Annotated in this window: 22 protein-coding genes; 16 read left to right on the top strand and 6 right to left on the bottom strand. The window is 63.2% G+C overall.

The annotated features are described in order from the left end of the window. Positions 1-16 precede the first annotated feature (16 nt). Complete coding sequence (locus ABCS02_RS33340; protein ID WP_345840024.1) at positions 17-847, bottom strand: DUF4238 domain-containing protein; 831 nt, start codon at positions 845-847, stop codon at positions 17-19. Between the two features lie 725 nt (positions 848-1572). Here ABCS02_RS33340 and ABCS02_RS33335 point away from each other — a divergent pair. Next, positions 1573-2523 carry a hypothetical protein gene (locus tag ABCS02_RS33335; protein WP_345840023.1) on the top strand — a complete coding sequence of 317 codons (951 nt, stop codon included), beginning with the start codon at positions 1573-1575 and terminating at the stop codon, positions 2521-2523. 223 nt (positions 2524-2746) lie between these two features. On the opposite strand, the gene ABCS02_RS33330 is transcribed toward ABCS02_RS33335, so the two are convergent. Continuing rightward, positions 2747-3883 carry a tyrosine-type recombinase/integrase gene (locus ABCS02_RS33330; protein WP_345840022.1) on the bottom strand — a complete coding sequence of 379 codons (1137 nt, stop codon included), beginning with the start codon at positions 3881-3883 and terminating at the stop codon, positions 2747-2749. A gap of 2 nt (positions 3884-3885) precedes the next feature. Further along, positions 3886-4485, bottom strand: a complete 600-nt coding sequence (locus ABCS02_RS33325) for a helix-turn-helix transcriptional regulator (protein ID WP_345840021.1) — start codon at positions 4483-4485, stop codon at positions 3886-3888. Positions 4486-4626: 141 nt separating this feature from the next. On the opposite strand from ABCS02_RS33325, the gene ABCS02_RS33320 reads away from it, so the two are divergent. The 15 genes from ABCS02_RS33320 (at position 4627) to ABCS02_RS33250 (ending at position 17691) form a co-directional block, all read left to right on the top strand. After that, positions 4627-4785 carry a hypothetical protein gene (locus ABCS02_RS33320; protein ID WP_345840020.1) on the top strand — a complete coding sequence of 53 codons (159 nt, stop codon included), beginning with the start codon at positions 4627-4629 and terminating at the stop codon, positions 4783-4785. Positions 4786-5274: 489 nt separating this feature from the next. Next, positions 5275-6021: a sigma factor gene (locus ABCS02_RS33315; RefSeq protein WP_345840019.1), complete on the top strand. Its 747-nt coding sequence runs from the start codon at positions 5275-5277 to the stop codon at positions 6019-6021. Beyond that, positions 6018-7118: a hypothetical protein gene (locus tag ABCS02_RS33310; protein WP_345840018.1), complete on the top strand. Its 1101-nt coding sequence runs from the start codon at positions 6018-6020 to the stop codon at positions 7116-7118. The genes ABCS02_RS33315 and ABCS02_RS33310 overlap by 4 nt, the downstream gene beginning before the upstream one ends. An 87-nt stretch (positions 7119-7205) precedes the next feature. Further along, complete coding sequence (locus tag ABCS02_RS33305) at positions 7206-7856, top strand: hypothetical protein (protein WP_345840017.1); 651 nt, start codon at positions 7206-7208, stop codon at positions 7854-7856. A 6-nt stretch (positions 7857-7862) separates the two neighbouring features. Beyond that, complete coding sequence (locus tag ABCS02_RS33300) at positions 7863-8024, top strand: hypothetical protein (RefSeq protein ID WP_345840016.1); 162 nt, start codon at positions 7863-7865, stop codon at positions 8022-8024. Next, on the top strand, positions 8021-8344 hold the full coding sequence (locus ABCS02_RS33295; protein ID WP_345840015.1) for a hypothetical protein: 324 nt from the start codon (positions 8021-8023) through the stop codon (positions 8342-8344). Before ABCS02_RS33300 ends, ABCS02_RS33295 begins: the two co-directional genes overlap by 4 nt. Positions 8345-8349: 5 nt before the next feature. Further along, complete coding sequence (locus ABCS02_RS33290; protein ID WP_345840014.1) at positions 8350-9393, top strand: hypothetical protein; 1044 nt, start codon at positions 8350-8352, stop codon at positions 9391-9393. A gap of 3 nt (positions 9394-9396) precedes the next feature. After that, positions 9397-10929, top strand: a complete 1533-nt coding sequence (locus ABCS02_RS33285; protein WP_345840013.1) for an SCO6880 family protein — start codon at positions 9397-9399, stop codon at positions 10927-10929. 5 nt (positions 10930-10934) lie between these two features. After that, positions 10935-12383: an ATP-binding protein gene (locus ABCS02_RS33280; protein WP_345840012.1), complete on the top strand. Its 1449-nt coding sequence runs from the start codon at positions 10935-10937 to the stop codon at positions 12381-12383. Then, positions 12380-14185 (top strand): TraM recognition domain-containing protein, encoded by a 1806-nt coding sequence (locus ABCS02_RS33275; protein ID WP_345840011.1) that lies wholly within the window; start codon positions 12380-12382, stop codon positions 14183-14185. Before ABCS02_RS33280 ends, ABCS02_RS33275 begins: the two co-directional genes overlap by 4 nt. After that, a complete protein-coding gene (locus ABCS02_RS33270) occupies positions 14185-14586 on the top strand; it encodes a hypothetical protein (RefSeq protein ID WP_345840010.1) in 402 nt (133 codons plus the stop codon). The genes ABCS02_RS33275 and ABCS02_RS33270 overlap by 1 nt, the downstream gene beginning before the upstream one ends. After that, on the top strand, positions 14583-15050 hold the full coding sequence (locus tag ABCS02_RS33265; protein WP_345840009.1) for a hypothetical protein: 468 nt from the start codon (positions 14583-14585) through the stop codon (positions 15048-15050). The genes ABCS02_RS33270 and ABCS02_RS33265 overlap by 4 nt, the downstream gene beginning before the upstream one ends. A gap of 95 nt (positions 15051-15145) precedes the next feature. Next, entirely contained in the window at positions 15146-15586 is a 441-nt protein-coding gene (ssb, locus tag ABCS02_RS33260; protein ID WP_345840008.1) for a single-stranded DNA-binding protein, read from the top strand. 210 nt (positions 15587-15796) lie between these two features. Further along, positions 15797-16753 carry a thymidylate synthase gene (locus ABCS02_RS33255; RefSeq protein WP_345840007.1) on the top strand — a complete coding sequence of 319 codons (957 nt, stop codon included), beginning with the start codon at positions 15797-15799 and terminating at the stop codon, positions 16751-16753. Between the two features lie 5 nt (positions 16754-16758). Further along, complete coding sequence (locus ABCS02_RS33250; protein WP_345840006.1) at positions 16759-17691, top strand: hypothetical protein; 933 nt, start codon at positions 16759-16761, stop codon at positions 17689-17691. On the opposite strand, the gene ABCS02_RS33245 is transcribed toward ABCS02_RS33250, so the two are convergent. The 3 genes from ABCS02_RS33245 to ABCS02_RS33235 form a co-directional block, all read right to left on the bottom strand. Continuing rightward, complete coding sequence (locus tag ABCS02_RS33245; RefSeq protein WP_345840005.1) at positions 17666-18769, bottom strand: ImmA/IrrE family metallo-endopeptidase; 1104 nt, start codon at positions 18767-18769, stop codon at positions 17666-17668. The two genes, ABCS02_RS33250 and ABCS02_RS33245, sit on opposite strands and share 26 nt — an antisense overlap. Continuing rightward, complete coding sequence (locus ABCS02_RS33240) at positions 18766-19083, bottom strand: hypothetical protein (RefSeq protein WP_345840004.1); 318 nt, start codon at positions 19081-19083, stop codon at positions 18766-18768. The genes ABCS02_RS33245 and ABCS02_RS33240 overlap by 4 nt, the downstream gene beginning before the upstream one ends. A gap of 628 nt (positions 19084-19711) precedes the next feature. Continuing rightward, complete coding sequence (locus ABCS02_RS33235) at positions 19712-22378, bottom strand: AAA family ATPase (protein ID WP_345840003.1); 2667 nt, start codon at positions 22376-22378, stop codon at positions 19712-19714. Between the last annotated feature and the right edge of the window lie 113 nt (positions 22379-22491).

Here is a 22491-nt window from a genome sequence, read left to right as displayed (position 1 = left end):
GATTTGTCTCGTCGTTTCAGGTCTGCCGCTCAGCATCCGAGCTACTGGCGTTGCCCTGGTCGCGAACCATGCGGATCAACCCTTCGAGGTCGCTGTCGGGGCTATAGAAAACGTGCCTTTTCGCCTGCAGAATCTGCTGCAGGTTTAGCTGCGTGGCAGCATCGTCACTCAAATCTTCATAGATCATGGTCGGGCCGAGTCCAACGAGCGTGTGAGGTCCGATGGGCAGGACATGTGTGGCGGCTTCGGCGAATGGAATGGCGCCGGTTCCGCCAGTCTGGGTGAACGAGCGGACCGCGGCGTCGCCGATCAGAAGTGGGACCACACGGGACCGGAATACTTCCAGGCTCGCGGTGTCGGCGTAACTTCGCATTCGCTCGTACAGGTCGAGGATGTCGCTCGCAAAGAGTTCATCCGCACGCCTGCGCACCTCGCGCCGAGCAAGCGAGCTCATAATAGGAATAGGGGGGGAGTCGCTCCGTATTGGGGCGACCTTCTCAAGGGACCGAGCGAACGCGTCGCTGGTCGCCGCCCGCCGCAGATAGTGGAGAGCGATGGTGTGCCGGAGGGTCTGCTGCTCCAGAGACGTGAGCCGGGACGGGTCGACGGCGGCGGTGCGGAGCGCGGCGTACAGTCCACTCTCGGTGGCGGCCCACTTGTCTTCGGCTGCTTGTGGCTCGTGCAGAATGAAGTTCGCTCGCCAACCAACGCCGGCAGGGTGTCGAAGTCGGGAGCTCCCGTAGACAAGGTCGAACGATCGAAGCTGATTCCCAAACGTCGAGCTGGTGAACTGTCTGAGGAGTACCTTCGAGATAAGGTGTTGCCGGCGAGGGGCGCTGACGCTCATCTGCCCAGTATCTCGCCGAGCGTGAACATCGGGTGCAGTTCGGGGTGGCACTAGCAAGCCCACACCAACCCCGTACATTAGAGCCGTTTCAGCAGTCCGCTTCGCCGACGAACTGTGTCGTGCCGGCTTCGACGTGATCGCAATGCGGGAGCGGCGCGAGCCAGGCGCACGACCCAGGGGACTGTCGTCGCACGCCGCGCGGAATAGGGCTCGGAGTTGAAAAGCTGGGGCGCATCTGCACCACCCCGCATTTACCCCGCACATTGAAGCCGATCGGACACGATTCTAAACTGTCCTACACAATCGAAAACCGCGAAAACTCAACGCTTTCGCACCCGAGGTGACCCAACAAGATCTACCGGAACCTAATCGTGGTGTCGCGGGTTCGAGTCCCGCCCTCGCTACAGACCAGTGAATCACTGGGAACGGCGGCTGTTGAACAGCCGCCGTTTTGTCGTTAATGGGGCGATTTGCCCACATTTTGCCCACACTTGAAAACGGTGCTGCGTGATTCGGGTGCAGCCAGGCTCATCCGCTACGCCGCGAATGCGGCTTGGCGATGTCCGTGTTCACGTCGATCCGCAGCGCGTCCTGCTGCACGGCTCTCTCTCTCTCTCTCCCCCCCCCCCCGGGGGAGAGTGGTCCCCTAACGTGGGGTAGAAGCCGAATGTAAGCCTTGGCTAGGGTCTTGTGTCTGACGCTGACAACAGCTGAGGGGATCGTTAGTGACTGACATGGGCGCGGCCGTCGGAGCAGAGGCAGACTCAATTACAGACGGGGTGGTGCAGCTTCGGTTCGCGGACGATGAGAACTCGCTGCACGCACTGAACGCTGCAGAACTTGCGCAGGTCCTTCAGGGGCTAGTTGAGTTCACGGACGACATGGCAAAGAACGGTCTTTTTGGAGACGGAATGCCGCCCGAAGTCCTGGTCCGACCCGTCAAACAAGGTTCCTTCGTACTTGAAGCGATCCTGACGTGGGCGCAGGCCAACCCCGAACCTGCGCTCGGCATTGCGATGTCGGCGGGCGGGGCCCTCGTGAAGGCATTCGACGTCGCTCTCAAAAGGCTGCGTGGATCAAAGGTGACTGACTTTGAGCATCTGCCCAATGGCAACGTAAAAATCAAATGGGCAGACGGTGATGTCAGCGAGGTTCCGGTTCCGGTCTGGACCGATCTGAACGCGATGAAGAGGAAGACCCGGCGGGCACTGAGCAAGCTAATGACTCCGCTTAGTGATCAGGCCGAGCGTCTCGAAGTGCGAGAAGCCAAGGTCGACGAAGAATCGGATTCGGTGCTGCTGTCGGAACCGGAAGCCGTAGCGACCCGTGGTGACTATCGCGAAGCCATCACAGAGCCAGAAGAGGTCGTCGAAGAAGCCGAGACTTTCACGGTCGAAGCTACCCTCCAGAGCATCGATTTCCGGCCTGGGGAAAAGTGGCGTGTAGCTACCGCACGTGGAACACGTCTTGCTAGCATCGAGGACCAAGAGTTCCTTCGCGGACTTGATCGAGGCACGCCCCTTCACAAGAATGATCTGTTCGAGGTCACAATTCGTGAGGCCCGTACGATCGCAAACGGTCGTACAACTAAGGACTGGACGATAACCAGCGCACGTCGGACGAAGCGAGGCAATGATGACGGAGATGCGGGCGCATCACAGTCGTCACAGCCGTAGGCACTCATCCGAGATCAATCTGCTTAGTGTCGCTCTCTTGCTCGCAGCTTTAGTCGCTCTCGTACTTGTGTTTGTAGGCGTGCTCGCTGGTGGAACATCTCCGATGTGGCTTCTTCTGCCACTCGGGTTAGCAGTGTGGAACATTCTTACTTTGCGAAGCTAGTTGGCGCTATCTCGTCATCGTCCTTCGAATGCTCCGAGCATGGCGGGGACTGTGTTCCAGTTAGCCGTTTGCGGTGGTCGCACTGCCTGTTGCTAACGCAGCGCGGATCAAATCGTCAGCGGCAACATTCAATCGGATAGCGACGGAATCCAGGTCGTCGTCGAATAGGTCGCTGTATGTGTCGAGCGTCATTGCAGCTGACGCATGTCCGAGCATCCGCTGGACTGCTTTTACATTCGCACCCGCGCTCACTGCGAGCGAGGCCGCTGTGTGACGAAGGTCGTGGATAGTCATGGGTGGCAGATCGGACTCTGCGAGCGCGCGGTCCCACCACGAGTTGACTGCCATCGTGGGAGTTCTCTGATATCCGTGGTGCCCGTCATCAAAGATGACGTCGTTGCGTGTCTTGCCAGCGCATGCGGCCGCGAGGGCAGCAGAGAGGAATTGAGGGTACGGCACGCTACGTCGTTCGTGCGTCTTGGGGGTGCCCACGACGATTGATCCGTTCACGTAGACAGCGTTCTCCACGACCGAAATCCGGCGCCGGCGCGAGTCGACATCGCGAACTCGCAGCGCAGATGCTTCGCCCCAGCGAAGGCCCGTATAGGCGAGCGTCGCGACGATTGGGGCGTGCTCCGCGCACGCAACGAGCAGCGCGGCTACCTGTTCGTTTGTCAGGTAGACGTGCTCGCGAGACCTTCGCCTGGGTAGCTTGATGCCGCGCGCGGGGTTAGACGGGATGAGGTGATCTCGCACCGCCGTATCGAGGATGCCGGCAAGGATGTCGTGACTTCGCCGAACGATCGTCGGGGACTTCGGCTTCTTGCCCTCGATCCCGTTGCTCAACTCCGTGATCCAAGCCTGGACTTCGCTGTGTCTGATATTGCCGATCATCGCCGTGCCCCATCGCGGCTCGACATGCAGTCGCCACGCCGACTCGTAGACGTATGTCGACGACGGCTTCAGGTGGGACCGGGACGCGAGCCACGCCTTTCCGAGCCGATCCACGGTCGCGCGAGCGGCCGTGGGATCGATGTACTCGCCCGACGCCTTCTTCGTCTCGACGGACGCCAAGAACAGTTCGGCCTCACGCTTAGTCCGAAAGCCGCGCTTGTCGGTCTGCGAATGATCGGGCTTTCGGTAGCGAACCCGATACCGCTTGCCTGCGGCTGACTCGTACGGGGTGATGCTGCCCATGACTACTCCGAATCGTCGTCCTCGCTCGAGACGTCGACGAACCCGCCGGACTCAAGCAGGCCGACCAGCCGCGCGACCTCCTTCGAGACGGCGTCGATCTGGCGCTTTACGTCCTTGTTTGCCTTGATCAGGTCGGCGTCGCCTGAGGCTGACTGCACGTTCATGACGAGGCGAAGTCGCTCGAGCTCACGTTGGAAGGTGCCGAGCTGCCGTAGCGAGCCGAGCGCCTCGATGTCGACGCGTTCGCCGGCCCATCTTGGGCGATACGAACTCAATGGTGTTGCCGAAAGCCAGCAGTCGAACTCGGCGGCCGTCATGTCGGCGAGCTCATCGTTGAGATTCGGGAGGTCCATTTTCGCGTTCGGCCTGCCGATTGGCGCCAGCAGATACGAGGGTGGGGTGCCCAGTCCGTGGGCGATATTGAGCAGCTGGGTGATGCTGATGTCGGCCTTGCGCCCTGACTCGATGTTCTCGACTACGGCCGCCGTGACATTGCCTCCTGAGAGCGAGTCGGCGAACTCGCGTGCCGTGCGAAATCCTCGCTCCCGACGCGCGAACTTGATCCGTGCGCCCACGTTGTCCTCGATGCGGAAATCAGCCATTTCAACAGCATAGACCCCTCTCTATTGTCAAACCAAGGAAAGAGAGTTATCGTAAATTCCACTGAAACAGTGCTCCTTTCTAGTCGAAATGGAGAAGATGAGATGACTGGAGAATACATTCGGCCCGTAGAGGTGGCCGAGATGACGGGACTGTCCGTCGCCGCGCTGGCACAGCTTCGCTACAAGGGGAAGGGTCCGCGCTACTACAAGCCCACGCCACATCAGGTGGTCTACAAGCCGGCGGAGGTGATCGCATGGGTGGAGGCGAGCGTACAGACCGGGACGGCGGTGCTGGCGTGACGGGTTCGCCCGTCCCAGATGTGCCGTCCATCCCGGGCGTCATCCAGGACTTCGTGGACGGGTATCTAGTACCGCTCGATCCGATGGATGACGTGCAGTGCGAAGGCTGTCAGTAGAACAGGCAGTAACCCGCGGCGTGGTCACTACGGGCTACCCCCGTTCGGGGGTAGCGTGCGGCACCAGATGGAACGGCTGATTCTTACCCCGGTTGCCGAGGTCCTGGGCTCGCGATTCGCGTCAGGACAGCGGTGACACATCGTGGCTGAGACTCCCGAACTTCAGAGTCGAAGTCACCTCTCCATCGCTGAACGCGGAGGACGTCGCCCCGAGAGTTCCATTCGCGACCCCCATCCGTACGAACATCCTCCCTTCACGAGCTGAGCTGCCGCGCGCCCTCGCGGCTGGAAAGACGGAATTCTGACGGGTCCTCTCGGACTCGAACCCGAGCCTTCGCAGTAGCCACCTCCATGCAAGGAAGGTTGTGATCTCGTGGCTGGAGGAATTCAAGTCGGCAGCAGGGCGGATGCCCGCATAGCGGAGCTCATCCGTGAAGTCGACACCCTGCGCAGTTTCGTCGTCTACAGCATTGGACGACGGCACTCGCTGGATCCCGATGATGTGATGCAGCAGATCCGTGAATCGGTCTGGCGCCGCAGCAGTACCTACGACCCGAGATCGGGAACGCCGAACGCGTTCGTGTTCGGTATCGCCCGCAACGTCCTGCGCAACGAACTGCGCAGGCACATCCCGCCCTACATGGGCCACTGGGACCAATTCGAGTCCCTCGTCCAACCGGACGCACTCACCCTGCTCATCGAACGGTACGACGTCGGTCGGTGGATGAAGCTCGTTGCGGAGTTCGTCGCACCACGCGACTGGGCTGTCGTGGGCGAGATTGCTCTGGCCGACGGCGACGCCGAGCGCGTCGGGCTCGAACGCGACCTCTCCATTCGCAGCGTCCGAACGATCCGCGATCGAGTATTCCTGACCGCTAGCACTGTTCGCGCTGCTCTCGCAGCTGTCGATGCGGACCTCCCCATGACCGGCCCGGTGATCGTACGGTGCATCCCCGATCAGGGCGGCATCCGTGAGGTCGCCAGGATGCTCGGCGACAGTTCGGAGGCAATCGCCAAGAAGCTGGACATCCACCCCGGCTCGGCCCGAGCAAGGATCGCCCAAGCCAAACGACTGGTCTACATTGCCCACACCGTGATGCGCCAGGAGCAGGCCGCATGATCGGGGTCGGAGCCACGGCCCAGGCGCTCGCCCATCCGAAGACGACGCGGAACCTCCTGATCGTCGCGATGGTCATCCTGCTGGTGATCCCGGTCGGGCTTGTCGCCCTGCCGGTCACCATGGTCCTCGCCATGGGCCCCAACTCGGTCGCCGGAACCGGAGGAGCGTGCGGCGGGTCTGCTCCTGCCGTCGCCTCGGGCCAAACCGTCGACGGGTATGGGCCGGACCAGTTGAAGGTTGCCTCGACGATCATCACCGTCGGCCAGGAGTTGAACGTCCCACCGCATGGTCAGATCCTCGCGTTGATGGTGGCGATGGGGGAGTCCGGGCTTCGCAACCTGAACCACGGCGACGCGGTCGACAACACTACGATCGGCGTCTTCCAACAAGGCGCCGGCTACGGCAGCATCGAAAAGCGGATGGACCTGGCCACTGCGGCGGGCGCGTTCTACGCACGGATGCTGACCGTGGCGGACTGGCAGACGGCGGCCCCGACCCTGGTGGCCAACGCCGTCCAGATCAACGCGGACCCGAACCACTACACACCGTTCTGGACCCCCGCGCAGCATGTCCTTATCGCCCTGACCGGCACCGCCACGAGCACCTGCCAAGTGCCGGCCGACGCCAAAGCGGCAGCCGCGGCGTTGGTCGCCGACGTGCAGTCGGGGAAGCTGACGTTCCTCGAGCCTCGCTACGAGCAGCAAGTGCTCAACATGGCCGACGGCACCGCCACCCCGGAGTGCACCGTCGATGCTCGTGTCCTGCAGCTGATCGTCGTCGCAGCTCAGGCCTTCCAGAGCGTCGGGGTGAGCGACCTCAATCGACGCTGCACCGGCATGACCCCGGGAGCGGGCACCGCTTCCGCGCACTGGAAGGGCAAGGCGGTCGACTTCTACGCCCTCAATCATCGCTCCCTCACCGGATCCGATGACCTCTCACTCCAGCTGATCCACGTCCTGGACCCGTACGCCCCGCACGGATCCAGCCTCGGCCAAAGCGACTGCCGAGCCCGGGCCAAGGTGCACACCGGGCTGCTGCTGAACTTCACCGACGCCTTTCCCGATACCTGCACACACCAGCACATCCAGGTGCCCTGAGAAACGAATTTCCGATTTGCGCGTCAAAACTCGCCCCGACACACAACGTGTAGGTGAAGGGCGCATACGAAACCGAGGTGAACCACGATGAACAAGAAACTGATCGCACTCGCTGCCCTCCTGCCATGCCTGGCCCTGGTCGGCTGCGTCAGCACTGCTGCACCGGACCGAGACCCCTCCTTCACGACCGTGGCACCGGCCGCGACGCCGACGGCGGATCCGACCATGCCCATCGCCGACGGCATCGTGGACACCGTGTGGGTCGAAGTCTTCGGCGGCACCACCTTCACCGCCAAAACCGGCTGCAAATGCACGCTCCCCGGAACCACGGCAGAACTCTTCCCGGCCGGCACACCAGTGCTGTTTCTGAAGGTCACCCTCACCGGCGAGTGGAAGCCGTCGCAAGGCAGCCAGACCACCCAGGACGTCACCGGCACCACTCTCAAGGGAACCCAGTTCGACGGCCGACCGGAGCCTGCCGTCCTAGACAGCGTCGACGGACCGGCCGCTGCGAAAGCCGCCGGACTGCCGTGGCTTCCCGGCGGCCTCTTCCACGGCAAGACGGACTGGACCATCCAGAACAACAAAGGCCGCTCCTTCGCGGCCGCCTTCTACCTCCCGGCCGGCGTCGACCGTCTCGTCCTCACCGTCGACGTTCCTTCCGAAGGACAGGCCACGCACCTCTTCGTGACCCTCCCGGAAGCCGCCGTCCGAGCCTCGACCGCGAGCGGGGAGTGAACCCTAATGGACCTCGTCAACACCCTGCTCGGCCTGTTGGCCATTATCTGTCTCTGCCTCGCAGGAATCGCCGCCTCCGGCTACCTCGCCGCCAAACGACTCAACGACGCGCCTGCCAACGAACCAACCACCCCCGACCGCACCGATGAGAGGAACACCGAATCATGAACGCACTCAACGAAGCCCTGGTCACCGTCCACGCACGCATCGTCACCGTCGCGGCGGTACCGAACCCGAGCCCGGACTTCTCAGGTCCCGGCGTCGGAGCGCTGCAGGCAATCGCCAACGTCGTGTTCGCTATCGTGCTCATCCTCGCCATCATCGGCGGGCTGATCGCGGCCGGGTTCATCGTCGTCGGCCACATCTCCAGCAATGGGCGCGTCCAGAAGGCCGGCATCGTCGGCCTAATCAGCTGCATCGCAGGAGTCGCCGTCGCCGGCGGCATCGCCGGGCTGATCAACTGGGGCCAGTCGCTGCACGTGGCGTGATCACCATGATCGACATCCTCGCCGCAGCTCCACCGGATCCGTTCACGCCGAACTACGGATGCTTCGTCTCCGACTTCGGCTGCCAAGCCTCGCAAACCGTTGCCGGGTTCATGGCCTCCACCATCGTCAACCTCGGCAACTTCATCGCCACGATGATCGCCGGATCGTTCAACACCAACATCGACCAGGGCAGCTGGAGCATTGCCCACTCGCAGTTCCTGTTCTGGGTGGCCGTCACGGCCCCGGTCATCCTGATCATCGCGCTCGTCCAGATCGGGATCGCGATGATCCTGCAGGACTGGGCGCGGATCGGACGCACCGCCGCGGGTGCTGCGCTCGCCATCCCCTTCAGCGCGATCTGCGTGTGGGCCATGCAACAGTTCTCCGGCATCACCGACACCGTCACCCGCAGTCTTACGACCGCGGCCCAGGGCGGCGACCTCAGCCAGAGTCTGCTGCGCGTGGTCGGCCTGTTCGACCTGCCGAAGCAATCCGCCAACACAGTCATGCACAGTGCCCAGTTCACCCAGGGCGGCGTCATATTCGTGATGGCGCAGCAAGGTGCCCAAGGCCCCGAGGGCATCGGCGAATACGTCATGGCGCTGCTCGTCGTCGGACTCATGATGATCGCCTCCCTCTTTCTGTTCATCGCGATGTCGATCCGCGAATTCGGACTCCTCGCTCTCGCCGCGATGGCCCCGATCGGGCTGATGATGATCGGCCAACCCAAGCTCACCGCGTGGGCGCAACGCTGGATGAACCTCTCGGTCGGACTGCTGATCGCCAAACCCTTAGCGGCGGGGGTCGTGCTCCTCGCGGTCGAGCTGACGAAGGCCAGCCTCAGCATCGGCGTGATCCTCGTCGCTGCCGGAGCCGTGATCGCCGCCTCGTTCAGCCCGCTGTGGGCTACCAAACTCGTCTCCTTCGCGGGAGCCGAAGTCGGCACCGCCCTCCATCACCGGTTCTCAGTCCGCGACCAGTTCTCGCGGGCCTCCACTGCTTCCGCGCCCGTCCGCACTGCGGCACGGGTCATCAAGGTTGGGAGATAACCCATGACCACCTTTACCGCCGACCAGGTTATCACCGACGAGGGCGCACCCCGGGTCCGCTTCGCCGCACGCGAGCGTCGCGGGATTTTCCTCGGCCTCACCTTCATGCAGCTCATGGTCATCGGCGCCGCCGTCGCGATCCTGCTCGGGACACTATTCGCGGACCCGAACGCACTGTGGGTGATGTTGCCGGTCATCGCTGCGATCACCTTCTTCGCGCTCGCCACCTACCGACGCGAACCCGTCATTGTGATCGTCGCCCAGGCCGCCCGCTACGTCCTGCGTGGCATGGCCGGGCAGACCGTGTTCCGCCGCGACGTCTGGTTCCGGGTCTCCGTCGCCTCGCTCAACGTAGGGCATGCACAGATCGCCGCGGCGACCCCTGTCGTGACCTCCAAGTTCCTTCTGCCGGGTGCGCTCGGCGACGTGCAGATCGTTCAGATCCCCGGTGCCGGAGGCTTCATCTACAACGCCCGCGGGCGTCTCGCTTCGGTCACCGTCAGGGTCGGGTCCAAAGCGTGGGCGCTCCGCGATAAGGGCACTCAGGAGGCCGCCTACGACGGCTTCGTGGAATGGCTCAGTTCCCTGGAGAACTTGCCCGGCATCCGGGAAACCAGCATCCGAATCCGCGTCGACCGGGCATCGTCCACCCATCTGCGGGACTACCTCGTTGCCCGCGAGGGCGATTTCGATCCCCAGGTCAGTGCCGAGCTGCGCGGCGAGTATTGGGCGCTGACCCAGGCGGCGTCGAAGCGGTCGATGGGGTTCACCAACTACATCACCCTCACCTTCGACACCGCCGCTCTCAACGGAGCCATCCGTGACGCCGGCAAGGGGCTGACCGGGCTCGCTTCGGTGCTCAAGGAGCGGGTGGCAGGGATCGAGACCTCGATGGAGCATGCCCGGCTCACCCCGGCCGGCTGGCTGACCTCGGATGAGCTCGATGAGCTGAACGCTCTTTCCGCAGACCCTGTGGCCGCGGCCACCCGGCGTGAGCAGGACTCGAGTGTGGCTACTGCGCCGTCGCCGGTGATGGGGATCGACGAGGGTTGGGATTCGATGCGGGTGGACGAGTCCTGGCACCAGACGTTCTGGGTCGCCGAATGGCCCCGCACCGACGTGCGCACGGGGTTCCTCGAACCGCTCCTTTATGCCGGGGACGCGACCCGGGTGATCACCCTGCAGGTGCGCCCGGTGGCGACGCACAAGGCGCTGGCCCAGCTGAACCGGGCCCAGTCCGACATGGAGACCGCAGCGACGATTCGGATGAAGCTGTCCTCCCGGATCCCGCTCACCCACCTCCGCGAGGAGGAGGACCTGGCCGTGCGGGAGCACGACCTCGTCGACGGGTTCGGCGACGTCCAGTACCGCGGGTTCGTCACCATCTCCGCCGAGTCCAAAGACGCCCTCGCGAAGGCCCGCACCGACATTGAACAGGCCTCGCACCCGGCACGGCTCGTATTGGCGTCGATGGCCGGTCAGCAGGCCGCGGGGTTCGTGACCGCGGCGCTGCCGGTGCCGCTGGAAGGGGAGTGAGTGCGATGAAGCCCAACTCGGTCATCGGCCGCATCCCCGCGAACGAGAAGCCCGGAGCAAACGGCCGCCATCGCCAGAACACGTCCGCCGACAAGAACTCGAACTGGAAGCTGCAGACCGCGGAGTTGCCGGCGTCGAAGATGCCGGCCTGGGGGTGGAAGCAGCCGCACAATCTGCGTGGCCCACTGCGCGCCACCCCACCCGCGCACCGCTGCTCGTCCAAGGTCCTCGGCGGCGCGTACCCGTTCCTGGCCGAGACCGGGGACATCCTCACCGGTGCGTACATCGGCGAGAACCTGCTCTCCCGTGCGCCGTTCTGCTTCGACCCGTGGGACGCCTATTCCGCCGAGGCCGTTCGCTCTCACTCGGTCGCCATCCTCGGAGTGAAGGGGACCGGGAAGTCGATGCTGGCGAAGTCCTGGTCCTCCCGGCTGGCGCGGTTGGGGCGGAAGATCGCGGTGCCACACGACCCGAACGGTGAGTGGGTGCGTGTCGCCGCCTATGTCGGGGGCACCTCCATCAGCGTCGGGCCTGGTAAAGCGGCCCGGATCAACCTGCTCGATGAAGGGCCACGGGATCTCTCCTTCTCGGATGAGGACTGGAACCAGAACGTCCTCCAGTACCGGCGGGCGACGCTGAAGACGATCATCCGCCGCCTCCGCGAAGGCGGGAACCTGGAACCGGTGGAGCACACCGCCCTCGACGTCGCTCTCGACGCCCTCCGGGGCCAGTCGACCGTGACCATCACGCACGTCTACAACCGCCTCGTCGACCCCGATGGAGCGCTTCCGGTTGAGGTCGCGGAAGCCGGCCACCGGCTCGCGCACTCTCTGCGTCGGATGGTGTCCGGTGACCTCACCGGGTTCTTCGACGGACCCTCCACCGTCCGGTTCGACGCCGACGCGCCCATGATGGTCGTCGACACCTCCGCCCTGAAGGGCGCATCGCCAGAGGCGCAGGCGCTGGCCCGGCTGGCGACGGCGAATTGGATCCGCCGCTCGAGCTTGGGTGCGAACCGGCAGGCTCGGGTCATCATTCACGAAGAGGCCGCGGTCGAGCTCCTCAACGATGTCTCCGGAGGAGACGGCCTGGCCGACAGGGTCGAGGACGAGAAGGTCGCACGCCACCTCGGCACCTCCAACTGGTACCTCCTGCACCGGGTCGCGGACCTCGACGCGCTGGGTGATCGCAACAGTGCTCTCCACTCCCGTGCCCTCGGGCTTCTCGCCGATTGCGAGACCCGCATCTCCTATGCGCAGCATTCCGGTGAGATCGCGCGGTCTCGGGAGATCCTCGGCTGGAACGACACCCAGGCCGACCTGGTCCGCAAACTCCATAAAGGTGAAGGGCTCTGGCAGATCGGTCAGGACCGGGTCGCGAAGGTCCGCAACATTTGCACCGACTACGAACTCGGCATCTTCCGCACCGACGCCATGGGCGGTGAACGAGCATGAGAAACCACGGCGCCTCCTGGACCCAGCTCGCGCTCTACTGCCTCTTCGCCATCGTCGCCGCCGGCGCCCTCACCACCGGCATCGCCAGCGCCACACTCACCGCAACCTGCGGCGGAGGCGGCCAGCCCGGAAGTGTGTTCGCCGGCCTCCAACTGGCCATCGGCGGCGACCCCAGCGGGTTCGCATTCGCTCCCGGATGCACGGCACCCGTGACCCTGATCCGAGCCCTCGACATCCTCGCGGTCCTTCTTCTTCTCAGCGTGGTGGCGGCAGCGGTTGTTTGGTGGCTGCACTACCGCCAGTCGGATCGACACTTCATCAACGAGCTCCGAGGCCGGGACGGACTCGCAAAGCCCGGTGAGGTCCGCAAGCACACCTCCGCCCGCACTGCGCTTCAGCATGCCAAGACGCTCCGGCCGTCGCTGGCCTACCCAACACCGTCCGCGGCGGGGTGGAAGGTCGGCAGTGCGCACGGGCAGGACGTCTACGTATCGATCGAGGACTCGATCGTCGTCGAAGGCGCACCTCGCTCCGGCAAGGGCTACCGGTTCATCATCAACGCGATCCTCGACTGGGACGGGCCGGTCATCACCACCTCGACCCGTAACGACAACCTCGCAGCCACGATGCGCGAGCGCGCTCGTCTCGGCGAGGTCACAGTGTTCGACCCGCAGGAACTATCCGGGGTACGGTCGCCGCTTCGCATCTCTCCTGTGACCGGGTGTGAGGAACCGCTCGTCGCCGACCAGCGCGGACAGGCCATCGTCGCCGGCACCGCTCTCGGGGCATCCAAAACGAATCAGGAATGGGCGCAGGTCTCCTCGTCCGTGCTCTCCCGGCTGCTGCACGCGGCCGCGGTGTCGGGCCGCGGCGTCGAGGCCCTCGCCCGCTGGGGCTCCAACCCCCGCCTCGCCCTCGAGGCGGTCAGCGTCCTCGCCAATGAAGGCACGCCGGGCTGGTCAGAGGATCTCGATGCGATCATCAACGGCGACCAGAAGCTCCTCGCCAACTCGTGGTTCGGCGTCGCCGGCGCCATCCGTCCCCTCGCCATCCCCGCCATCCGCAGGGCTATGACACCGGGACCGGGGGAGCAGTTCGACCCCGATGCCTTCCTCACCGGATCCAACAGCCTCTACCTCGTCGGCACCGGCGCCGGCGCGGGCTCCGTCGGAGGATTCCTTGGCGCGATCCTCGACGACATCGTCGAGACCGCACGCCGCAAAGCACTCGCCTCACCCGGCTCCCGGCTCGACCCGCCGCTCGCTCTGATCCTGGACGAGATCGCGAACATGTTCTCCTGGCCCGCACTGCCGCGGATCATGGCCGACGGTGGCGGCATCGGCATCTCTACCATCGTGGTTCTGCAGGCCCTTTCGCAGGCCGAGACCGCCTGGTCGAGGTCCGAGGCAGACACGATCTGGTCTGCCGCCACCGCCAAGCTCCTCCTCGGCGGCGCATCCGACGTCGACCACCTCCGCGACATCGAATCTCTGCTCGGGACCCGGCGGATCCGAAACACCGGCCACTCGTACAACGACTCCGGATCATCCACCAACATCAGCAACGAAAAGGTGCCCGTCATGGCCCTCGACGAAATCCGGCGCATGCCCGAAACCATCGGACTGCTCGCCTACCGAAACCGGCGTGGCATCCTCCTCGACCTCCGCGGATGGACCGACCGCGAGGACGCGGCCCAGGTGAAGTCCGGCAAGCAGCTCACCGAGCTCGACCAGCAGGTCGTGTTCGCCGAACAGTACCAAGCCGCCGTCGATCGTCGGCATGCAGCAGAGGAGCGGAACTGATGTCCAACCGTCGTCGCCCAGCCAGGGCCAACACCTACCGCACCCGCTATCTCCATTCGCCGGCCTGGTTCGCGCGCCGCGACCGCTGGTTCACCGAAGAGCACGCCCGCGCCGGCGAAGTCCGCTGCGCACTCTGCCTCGGCATCGGGAGCACCCACAACCTCGAACTCCACCACCTCGACTACAACGGCGTCAGCCAGACCCCACGCGGCTGGGCCGCGCACGAACGCCACGAAGACCTCACCGCCCTGCACCCGCGCTGCCATGAGTACGTCCACCAGCTCATCGACCGCGACCGTGCGCTCTCCGGGTTCGTCTCCCGCCGCACCGCCTCCACCCAGGCCATCTCGCGCCTCCAGGCCAAGATCGCCCGCTTCATCGAAGCATCGGAGTGGCCGTGACCGACAAGCCGCGAATCGAGGAACTCCTCGACTCGCTCCCCGAAGGCTGGGACGACCAAGCCCCCAGGCGCAGCCCCGGGATGCTCGGCGTCGCCGTCGTCAACTGGCGCACCCTCGAAGACGGCGACGCACCCCAGGTGTGGACGGACCTCCGCCACTGTGTGACTTGGTTCATCCGTCGGTACGACCTTCCCTCTCGGAAGATCCCGCCGTGCTGGCACCGGCACGGCGCCCTCGTCGAAGAGCTCTCCGCGCTCCACACCGCCTGGCTCGTCTCGTACGACGCCCTCGACGCTGGTTACGGACCCATCGGCTGGCACGAACGCCTCGCCGCCGCCCTCCCACGTCTTGCCGGTTGGTACAACGGCGAATGCCACAACGGACACACCGAGCTCCCGCATGCCATCGACACCACCATCCCGACCGACTGGGCCGACTGGATCCATACCGCTCACGCCAGTTAGGCGGATGCGCGTCACGACGACGTCGTCTCGCGACCGAAAACACAACGTGTAAGTGAAAGCGACCAAAGGCCGCACCCATCGAAAGGAAAAGAACAATGAGCACACGAGTCCCGATCAGCATCGAAGGCAACCTCGTCGCCGACCCCGACTACGGCGAATCACAGAACGGCACCAAGTTCGCCAAGTTCACCGTCGCCGTCACCGACCGCAAGCTCGAAGACGGCAAATGGGTCGACGGCGACACGCAATATCACCGCACCACCGTCTTCGGCCGCACTGCCGAGAACGTCCGGGCCAGCCTCGCCAAAGGCGACACCGTCATTGTCAACGGCAACCTCGAGTTCCGCCACTGGACCGACCAGGCCACAGGCGAACCCCGAGCCGCCACCGAGGTCGTCGCCGATAGCGTCGGGCCCTCGCTTCGTTACACCACCGCCGAGGTCGTTCGCCACCCAAAAGCTGACGGCCCGGGCGTCAACGCGACCGGGCCGGTAGGCGCGGTTGACCCCGTCGCGCGCGCAATGGTGATGGATTAGACGCGCTCGAACTTGTGCAGTGAAGGTTGGGGTTGGCCTCTTGGCCGGCCCCACCTTCGCCGTTTGCGAAGCACCATCGTCGATCTGCCTCTCTCGCCTGTTCGGACAAACCGAGCGCGTCGTACGGAAATGTCGGTCGCTGGCGATATCTTCACTTTGTATGTGAGTTGCTGCGCTTGATGGACTTCGGGCCGCGACCTGGGGGGAAAGATGAGTGCGGTTATCTCGGAGGAGACGTTTGACGATCTGCTCCATGCCACTTTGGAGCATCTGATTGCTCATGGCCGCCTGATCGCGCCCACCAAGGGTGCGGCACTTGAAGACACAGCGGTACTTCTGCAGCTTGCGAACCCGCGATCGCGGCTTAGTCGAAGCGCCAAACGTTCGACGATAGTCAGCTGCATCGGCGAGCTCGCGTGGTACCTATCGGGCTCAGACGACGAAGAGACGATTGCCTACTACGTGCCGCAGTACCGCCGTTACGCTGTCGGTGGGAAGTTACTCGGTGCATATGGACCGCGACTTTTCGGAGGGGAAGGCGGTGGGCAGGTTTCTCGTGTGATCTCGCTCCTACGAAGTAGGCCGGACACTCGTCAAGCAGTCATCCAAATCTTCCATCAGGGCGACCTCGCGAACGACCTGCTCGATCTGCCCTGCACCTGTACGTTGCAATTCTTCGTACGAGAATCCCGGCTAGCGCTCGTCGTAACAATGAGGTCGAACGACGCGTTTGTTGGCCTAACGCACGACCTTTTTGCTTTCACGATGATTCAGGAACTCGTCGCCGTTAGCCTCGGGCTCGACCTCGGTACCTATTCGCATTTTGTCGGAAGCCTTCATCTTTACAACTCCGATCGCGACAGAGCAGACGCGTACCTAGAGGATGGCTGGTACTTCGGAGCGACTGCGTCGATGCCGCCGATGCCTGTCGGCGATCCATGGAACTCCGTGCGCAGTTTCTGCCAGATGGAAGCCTCAATCCGGACTACCCCGCCGGACCAGATCTCCGTCGACGGTATCGGCCGAGACTACTGGGGCGATCTGAGCCGAATGCTGGCCGCCTACCGACTCAAGCGGACACGCCCGGATTCGTTAGATGAACTTGTGGCCGCTTTAGCCGATGAGTTCTTTGAGATCTACCTGACCGACCGAGCGTTCAAGGAGTAAGCAGAGTGCGTGGAAACTACGCGGCAGATGCCGCGCGAATTGGCTCGGCTTTGGCCGCATATGAGAGCGCCCATGGACCTCTGGTCGGAATCTCCGATCCCGACGCCCGCGCTGCCCTCATCGAGCAGATCATCGACTCCGAGCAGCGCGTCTTGTACTTCCAGCGTTTGGAGAGTCGCGCGCTGGACCCAGAGAGCGCAGATCCAGAATCGCTCGCGTTCGATCCACTGCGTGCGGCCCTGAAGCATCGGGATGCCGGCGACTTCGATGAAGCCGTGTGGCTAGTTTTTCTTTTCGTACACTTCGGTAAGCACCCTCGTGCTGGATGGCGTTATGCGCGCGATGTCTACGGAGCGCTGGGCCAGGGCGAACCCTGGACGTGGGAACGCACTGCGAGCGACCCAACGAGCTTCAGGTTCTGGCTTGATACCAATCAGGCCGCACTAATTTCGGGCCCCGGCCCACGAGGATTCAGCAATCACAGGAAGTACGAGAGTCTCCACGCCTGGTCAGATGCTGGCACAGGCAGCGTGGTCCAAAGCTACGTTGACTGGGTGCTGTCAGCGGGGGGAGATCATGCGGAACGATTCTCGGTCGCAGTTGCTCAGTCGCCTGAGGAGGCATTCGACGAACTCTATCGTTCCATGGCTGGGGTGAGGCGATTTGGCCGAGTCGCGCGTTTCGACTATCTCAACGCTCTCCGGAACCTCAACCTCGTGGACCTGCGACCCCCGCATTCGTACATCGTCGGGGCGACAGGCCCGCTTCGGGGTGCCCGTTTACTTGTGAATGGAGACAACACGAGCGGAGCCGCCGGAGAATTGCAGAAGCAACTTTCGGAGCTGTCAAGGGAAACCGGCCTTACCCCGAATGTCATTGAGGATGCCATCTGCAATTGGCAGAAGTCGCCTGCTATCTACGTGCGGTTTTCAGGCTAGTTCCGTCCCATTTGTATCGCCGGCGAAGATGATTCAGTTGGTTTGGCCGGAGGATCTCAGCATGCTGTAGTTGACCAACAACGACCCCTGGCGCGACCCCTTGCTGAGAAGCGAACGCAACCACCTGACGCAACGTCGGACCTCGGTCTTTTCCGGCGGTTAGTTGCGACAAGCCAGCCGGGTTCAGTGCGTCAGCTGCGAATTCGTTCGCCTCGACCTCGGTGTGCTCGTCGGAGCCTGAATCGAGGTCGTCCACTACGGCGTCTGTAAGGTCATGCATCAGAACATGACCTACCTCGTGCATGAGCGAGAACCAAAAGTGATCGTCAGTTAGGTGTCTCGCGCTTAGCGCTATCGTTCTGCGCCCCGATTGAGACATGAACGCCGCGCCGCTCATCGGGCAGCCCTTCGGGGTTCGGACCACAGCGAGGGCAACGCCAAGCTCTCCGAGTGTTCGCGTCAATATTGGAATGAAGCTTTCGGGGTTCGCCTCGCGAGTCATCAAACGGAGCCGGGGTATGGTGCCTCGAAGCCCTTGCGGGTTCCACTCAGAGAGTGCAATCGGCTCGGCCTCGAGCTCAGCCTGTCGGAGCCACACAGCTACCGAAGTGTCGTTCGCGTCGAATGCCGCGGATGCGCGATATCGGGCCTGACTCACTACCTGTCCGTATCGGTCGTTCCACTCCTCAGCGCTCGTGACCCCAAAGAAGCGGATACATGCCTCGGCGCGCTCGTGCCAGTCTCGCCCGCGTGAAGCTATCCAACCGAAGTCGGCCATCTGCTCGATCGGAAGACTCCGACTGATTTCTTCAACGGCGAGCCAACGAATCCCGTCGCGGTAACGACGCTCACGAGTAAGCCAGAAGTCCGAGGATCCGCCGAGCGCAGTTGCGAGTCGGTCCGCGATCTGACCATCGATCTCTTTCTCACCGACCACAATGCGCCGCGTCTCTGGATCAGAGAGTCCGATGTGATCTGCAAGGTCTTCGACGGTCCAGTGCCGTTTCCCCAACACATCGAGGATCGTGTCACCAGGCGCCGATACCCACTTCGGGTGAAATGCAACGTTCGTGGTCACAGAGCACCGCCAATCTTCTGTATTGAGATTACCTTTACCCGCGTTACGTTCGAGAAGTCGAGAATGCGCTCGTCGGAGCGCCTAACTCGCGAGCCATCCACGTGCGAGAGCATCAAGATCGGGACCGAGATCAGCTGTAACTCATCGCCGACGCACTCGATGTCGTAGAGGAATAGAAGCTCGTCAATGCGGTGCGCCGAGGAGAGGTCTTCGATCAGACGCTTTGCTACAGCGATCTCGTCGGCCGACAGCACGTTGGGCTGCGGGTCCATCCAGTAGTCGCGCAGCTCTCGCGACTGGAAGCTCAGCTCCATTGCCCCTCACCCGGGTTAGCTCCCATTGCTGGCCTAGTTATCGTGCCCTGCCCCACATGATTCGCTCAGCGCGTGTACATACTGAACAGTACATGGGCTCCTCAACTTGTCCTTGAAGGCGTCGCGCGAGTCCGTTGTACAACGCTCGGGCCGGCACCTAGACCGGCGTGTCCAAACCCCCGCTCATAATGTGACTGTGGCATCGGGCAAACTGTGAGGGTGGAAGGGCGAGTCCCAGTCCCGCGCCCATGGGGCGTTTCGGACGATGAAGCAGTCGGACTGTGCCGGGAATGGATGATGTTTCTCGGCGCGGTCGATACAGTCGCGGTCTCATTGGAAGCTCGTGGACCGTGTGACCTTTATAGTTCGGGATTCCTCGGATGGGTGAAGAACGGGCGAGGGAACGTCGACGTGGAGGCTATCGAAAGAGCCGCCTTTGTCTCGGCGAGCGACGGCCGCGTTCCGTTGCTATTCGTCTCCGGAGGCGTGCTGCCTGAAGCCAGGCAAAGGGCCGATGCGCTTGGAATCGCTCTCCTCCGATATCGCGCCCGCGATGGCACATTGGCAGGAGCCAACGCGCGGGGGAGGCAAGTGACGGCAACGGGCCTGGCTTGACCGGACGCGACGTTCACATCGACATGTCCGACTGGGTGATGTCAGTCGTTGCGACTGGTCGTGCCGCTCGATTCAGTTCGGTTCTGGCTGCCACTCGGGACGCTTCGATGGTGTCCTCCACTACTTGGCGTTGCATCATCTCCACCAACTCTGCCCTCGCAGCGGAAGGACTCGCCGCAACCACGACGACGCTGTTCTCTGCCCGCCCGCGCGTAAGGCCCACATATAGGCCGGATGCATCAACTCCCGGTCCCACAACTGCGCGATCGGTAGTTTCGCCCTGGACTCCATAGACGGTCGACGCGTACCCCAAGTGCAAGTGAGAGCCGGCATATTCGTGCGAGATCTTCTTAAGGTCCGAGGAGTCGGTGGCCGAGGCAAGGACTACGTGGGTCGAGGTTATCTGCTTGACCGCCCAGTTTTGACGGTTCTGGACCTCCGCCAGGTTGTCATTACGTCGCGTTTGGACGATGTCGCCTACGAAGATCGCCTGGCCTTCTTGACCTGACACTGCTTGGGAGATATCCAACGCGCCAGCGCTAATTCGCCGGGCCTGAATGCTCTCGCCTATTTCCTGTGCCTCGGCATGGGTCGATGTGACGAGCGCAATGGTTTGGCCATGCCGCGCAGCATCGAACCAGGCCGACACCATCACTTGACGCGCTTCGATTTCGTTGCTCGCGAGCGTCACATGCCCGGTGTCCACGAGCTCGTCGGCAACGGCCCTTGTCGCGTCTTGGCCCTGTGGGTCCCGCAGCCGTAGGGTCAGATCCGCCCACGAACTGTCCCTAAACCGGTGGATGTCTACAAGCTCCACTTGATCCGCGGCATGACTCCAGAACAACGCCATGGCTCCCGAATGCCCGACTGGCAGTGCTTGCCGCTCATCGCCAACAACCGCCACGCCCGCGCCCGTGCGAAGGAGAACATCAACAAGGGCGTTGGCGGCCTCGAGGTCGAGCATTCCGGCCTCGTCGACGACGATTCGATCGCCCGGCTTAATCACAGTGCGGGCACCCTCGTATATGCGGCCTGAAGTGGGGTCAAGTTCCCCGGGCCGCAGCATCAGCCAATCAGTGCCGCCGGCCGAGTTCTGAATCCAGCGCCATCCAAAATCATGCAGCAACTGATGAAGGGAAGACGAATTGCTTCCGGTCGCCCTGCCTGCCACCGCAGAAGCCTTCTTCGTAGGTGCGACGATGATCATGTGTCGACCTTGTCTCCGTAGCGCCGCACCTGCGACCTTCAGCATCGTCGTCTTACCGCTTCCCGCGGCGCCGGAAATAGCGACACTGCGCGACGTCCCTGCAATCGATCCTGCGCCAGCGCTCTGGCCTCGGTCTAGGCGGCGATCGGGTTCAACGATCGAGGCAATTGCCTCAATCTCCGCCGATGGTCGCGCAGCGCCGGCCGCTGAGACCGATTCCACCCTACGAGCGACCGTTGCCTTCAGCACAGCGGTCGAAGTCGCCATCAGGTGCTTCACATGGCGAGGTACGCCCGACTCGCTCAACAACGTCACGGTGAGCGTCTGGGCAGCTGACGCCTCGATCTGCTCGATGAGAGGCTCGAGCTCGGATCGGGTTGCAATAGACCCCGCCCCAGAGAGAGCGCGAATCACGCCCGCTCTGATGTCCATTTCGCTGAATCGGCCACCTGTTCCGGTCGATCGGGCGTCCGCATCGACGATTGATTTGGCCGCCAGGAGGTCGAGGTCTAGCTGGTCGAGCTCCTTGGCGGCGGCGATCGTCGGTGTGAGGTCCTTCGCAAGAGAGGGGTCCGCCGCTAGGAGCTCACTTCGAATGACTTTGGCCCAGTTTCGAGCGTCGAGGTTTGGCTTGTCCGGACGCCCATACGCCCACGCCCACCTGTCAATCTGGTTCAGCACTTCACGCGAGGGCTCCTGCTCTGGGTGGCTCTCCTTCCACTCTGCGATCCGAGCCGCCTTGTTTGCTTCGATCTGTGCGGAGCGCTTCGACAGGGGCCGTACCAGGTGCTGGAGTTGCGCGATCTCGCCGTCGGAGTTCAAGGTGAATCCTTTTGCGGCCAGCGCGGCAAGCCATGCCGGGTCCGTACGCGACGCAAGATCTCCTTCCGCGTTAACCACGTTCTGGAAGCGAAGGGCGACGCGCGTGTCGATGTTCGACCACCTCCTGTCTTGGCCTTGGACCTTCACATTCAGCCAGAGATGACGGTGCTTGTGGGGGTCAAGCGAACGCGACCGTTCGTGTCGCAGCTCCACAACCTCGATCCGCGTGAGATTCTCTCGAAAGCACCCCTGTTTACCTCGCCGGGCGTTGAGTTCGGTCTGCCACAGCTTGATGATCCGATCCCGCAACCGGTCCTGCAGATCCTCGTACGCGGCCGCCAACTCGGGGTCCAACATCGCTGCGATCGAGAACGACTTCGGAGCATTGATCGTCGCATCCAAAATCAGGTCCGCAACCGGCGATTCAAGATCCCGACCGCGACGCTCGCCGGTCAGCGGGTCGACCCCGTCCACCCACTTCTTCAACTGGGACCGGGTGAGCAGGTCATCGCGAATGTTGCCGTCCTCGACGATGTACCGCGTCATCACTGCGTCTGCATAGCCGGCCGCAGCGATCACGCCCTCGGCGGTCTTCGCCGTCAGCGTCGCATCACACACCCCCGCGAAGGCGTACTGGACCGCCTGCTTCACTCCCTGTGAAGCCTGGCCGCGCTTCCATCGCTGAACCCCACCCCTCATACCTACACGTTGTGTTAACGAGGCGATTTTGACGCGCAAATCGGAAATTCAACTCAAAGTGTCTT

This window comes from Microbacterium sp. X-17, assembly GCF_039615055.1.
This window is presented reverse-complemented; position numbering and strand designations above follow the sequence as displayed.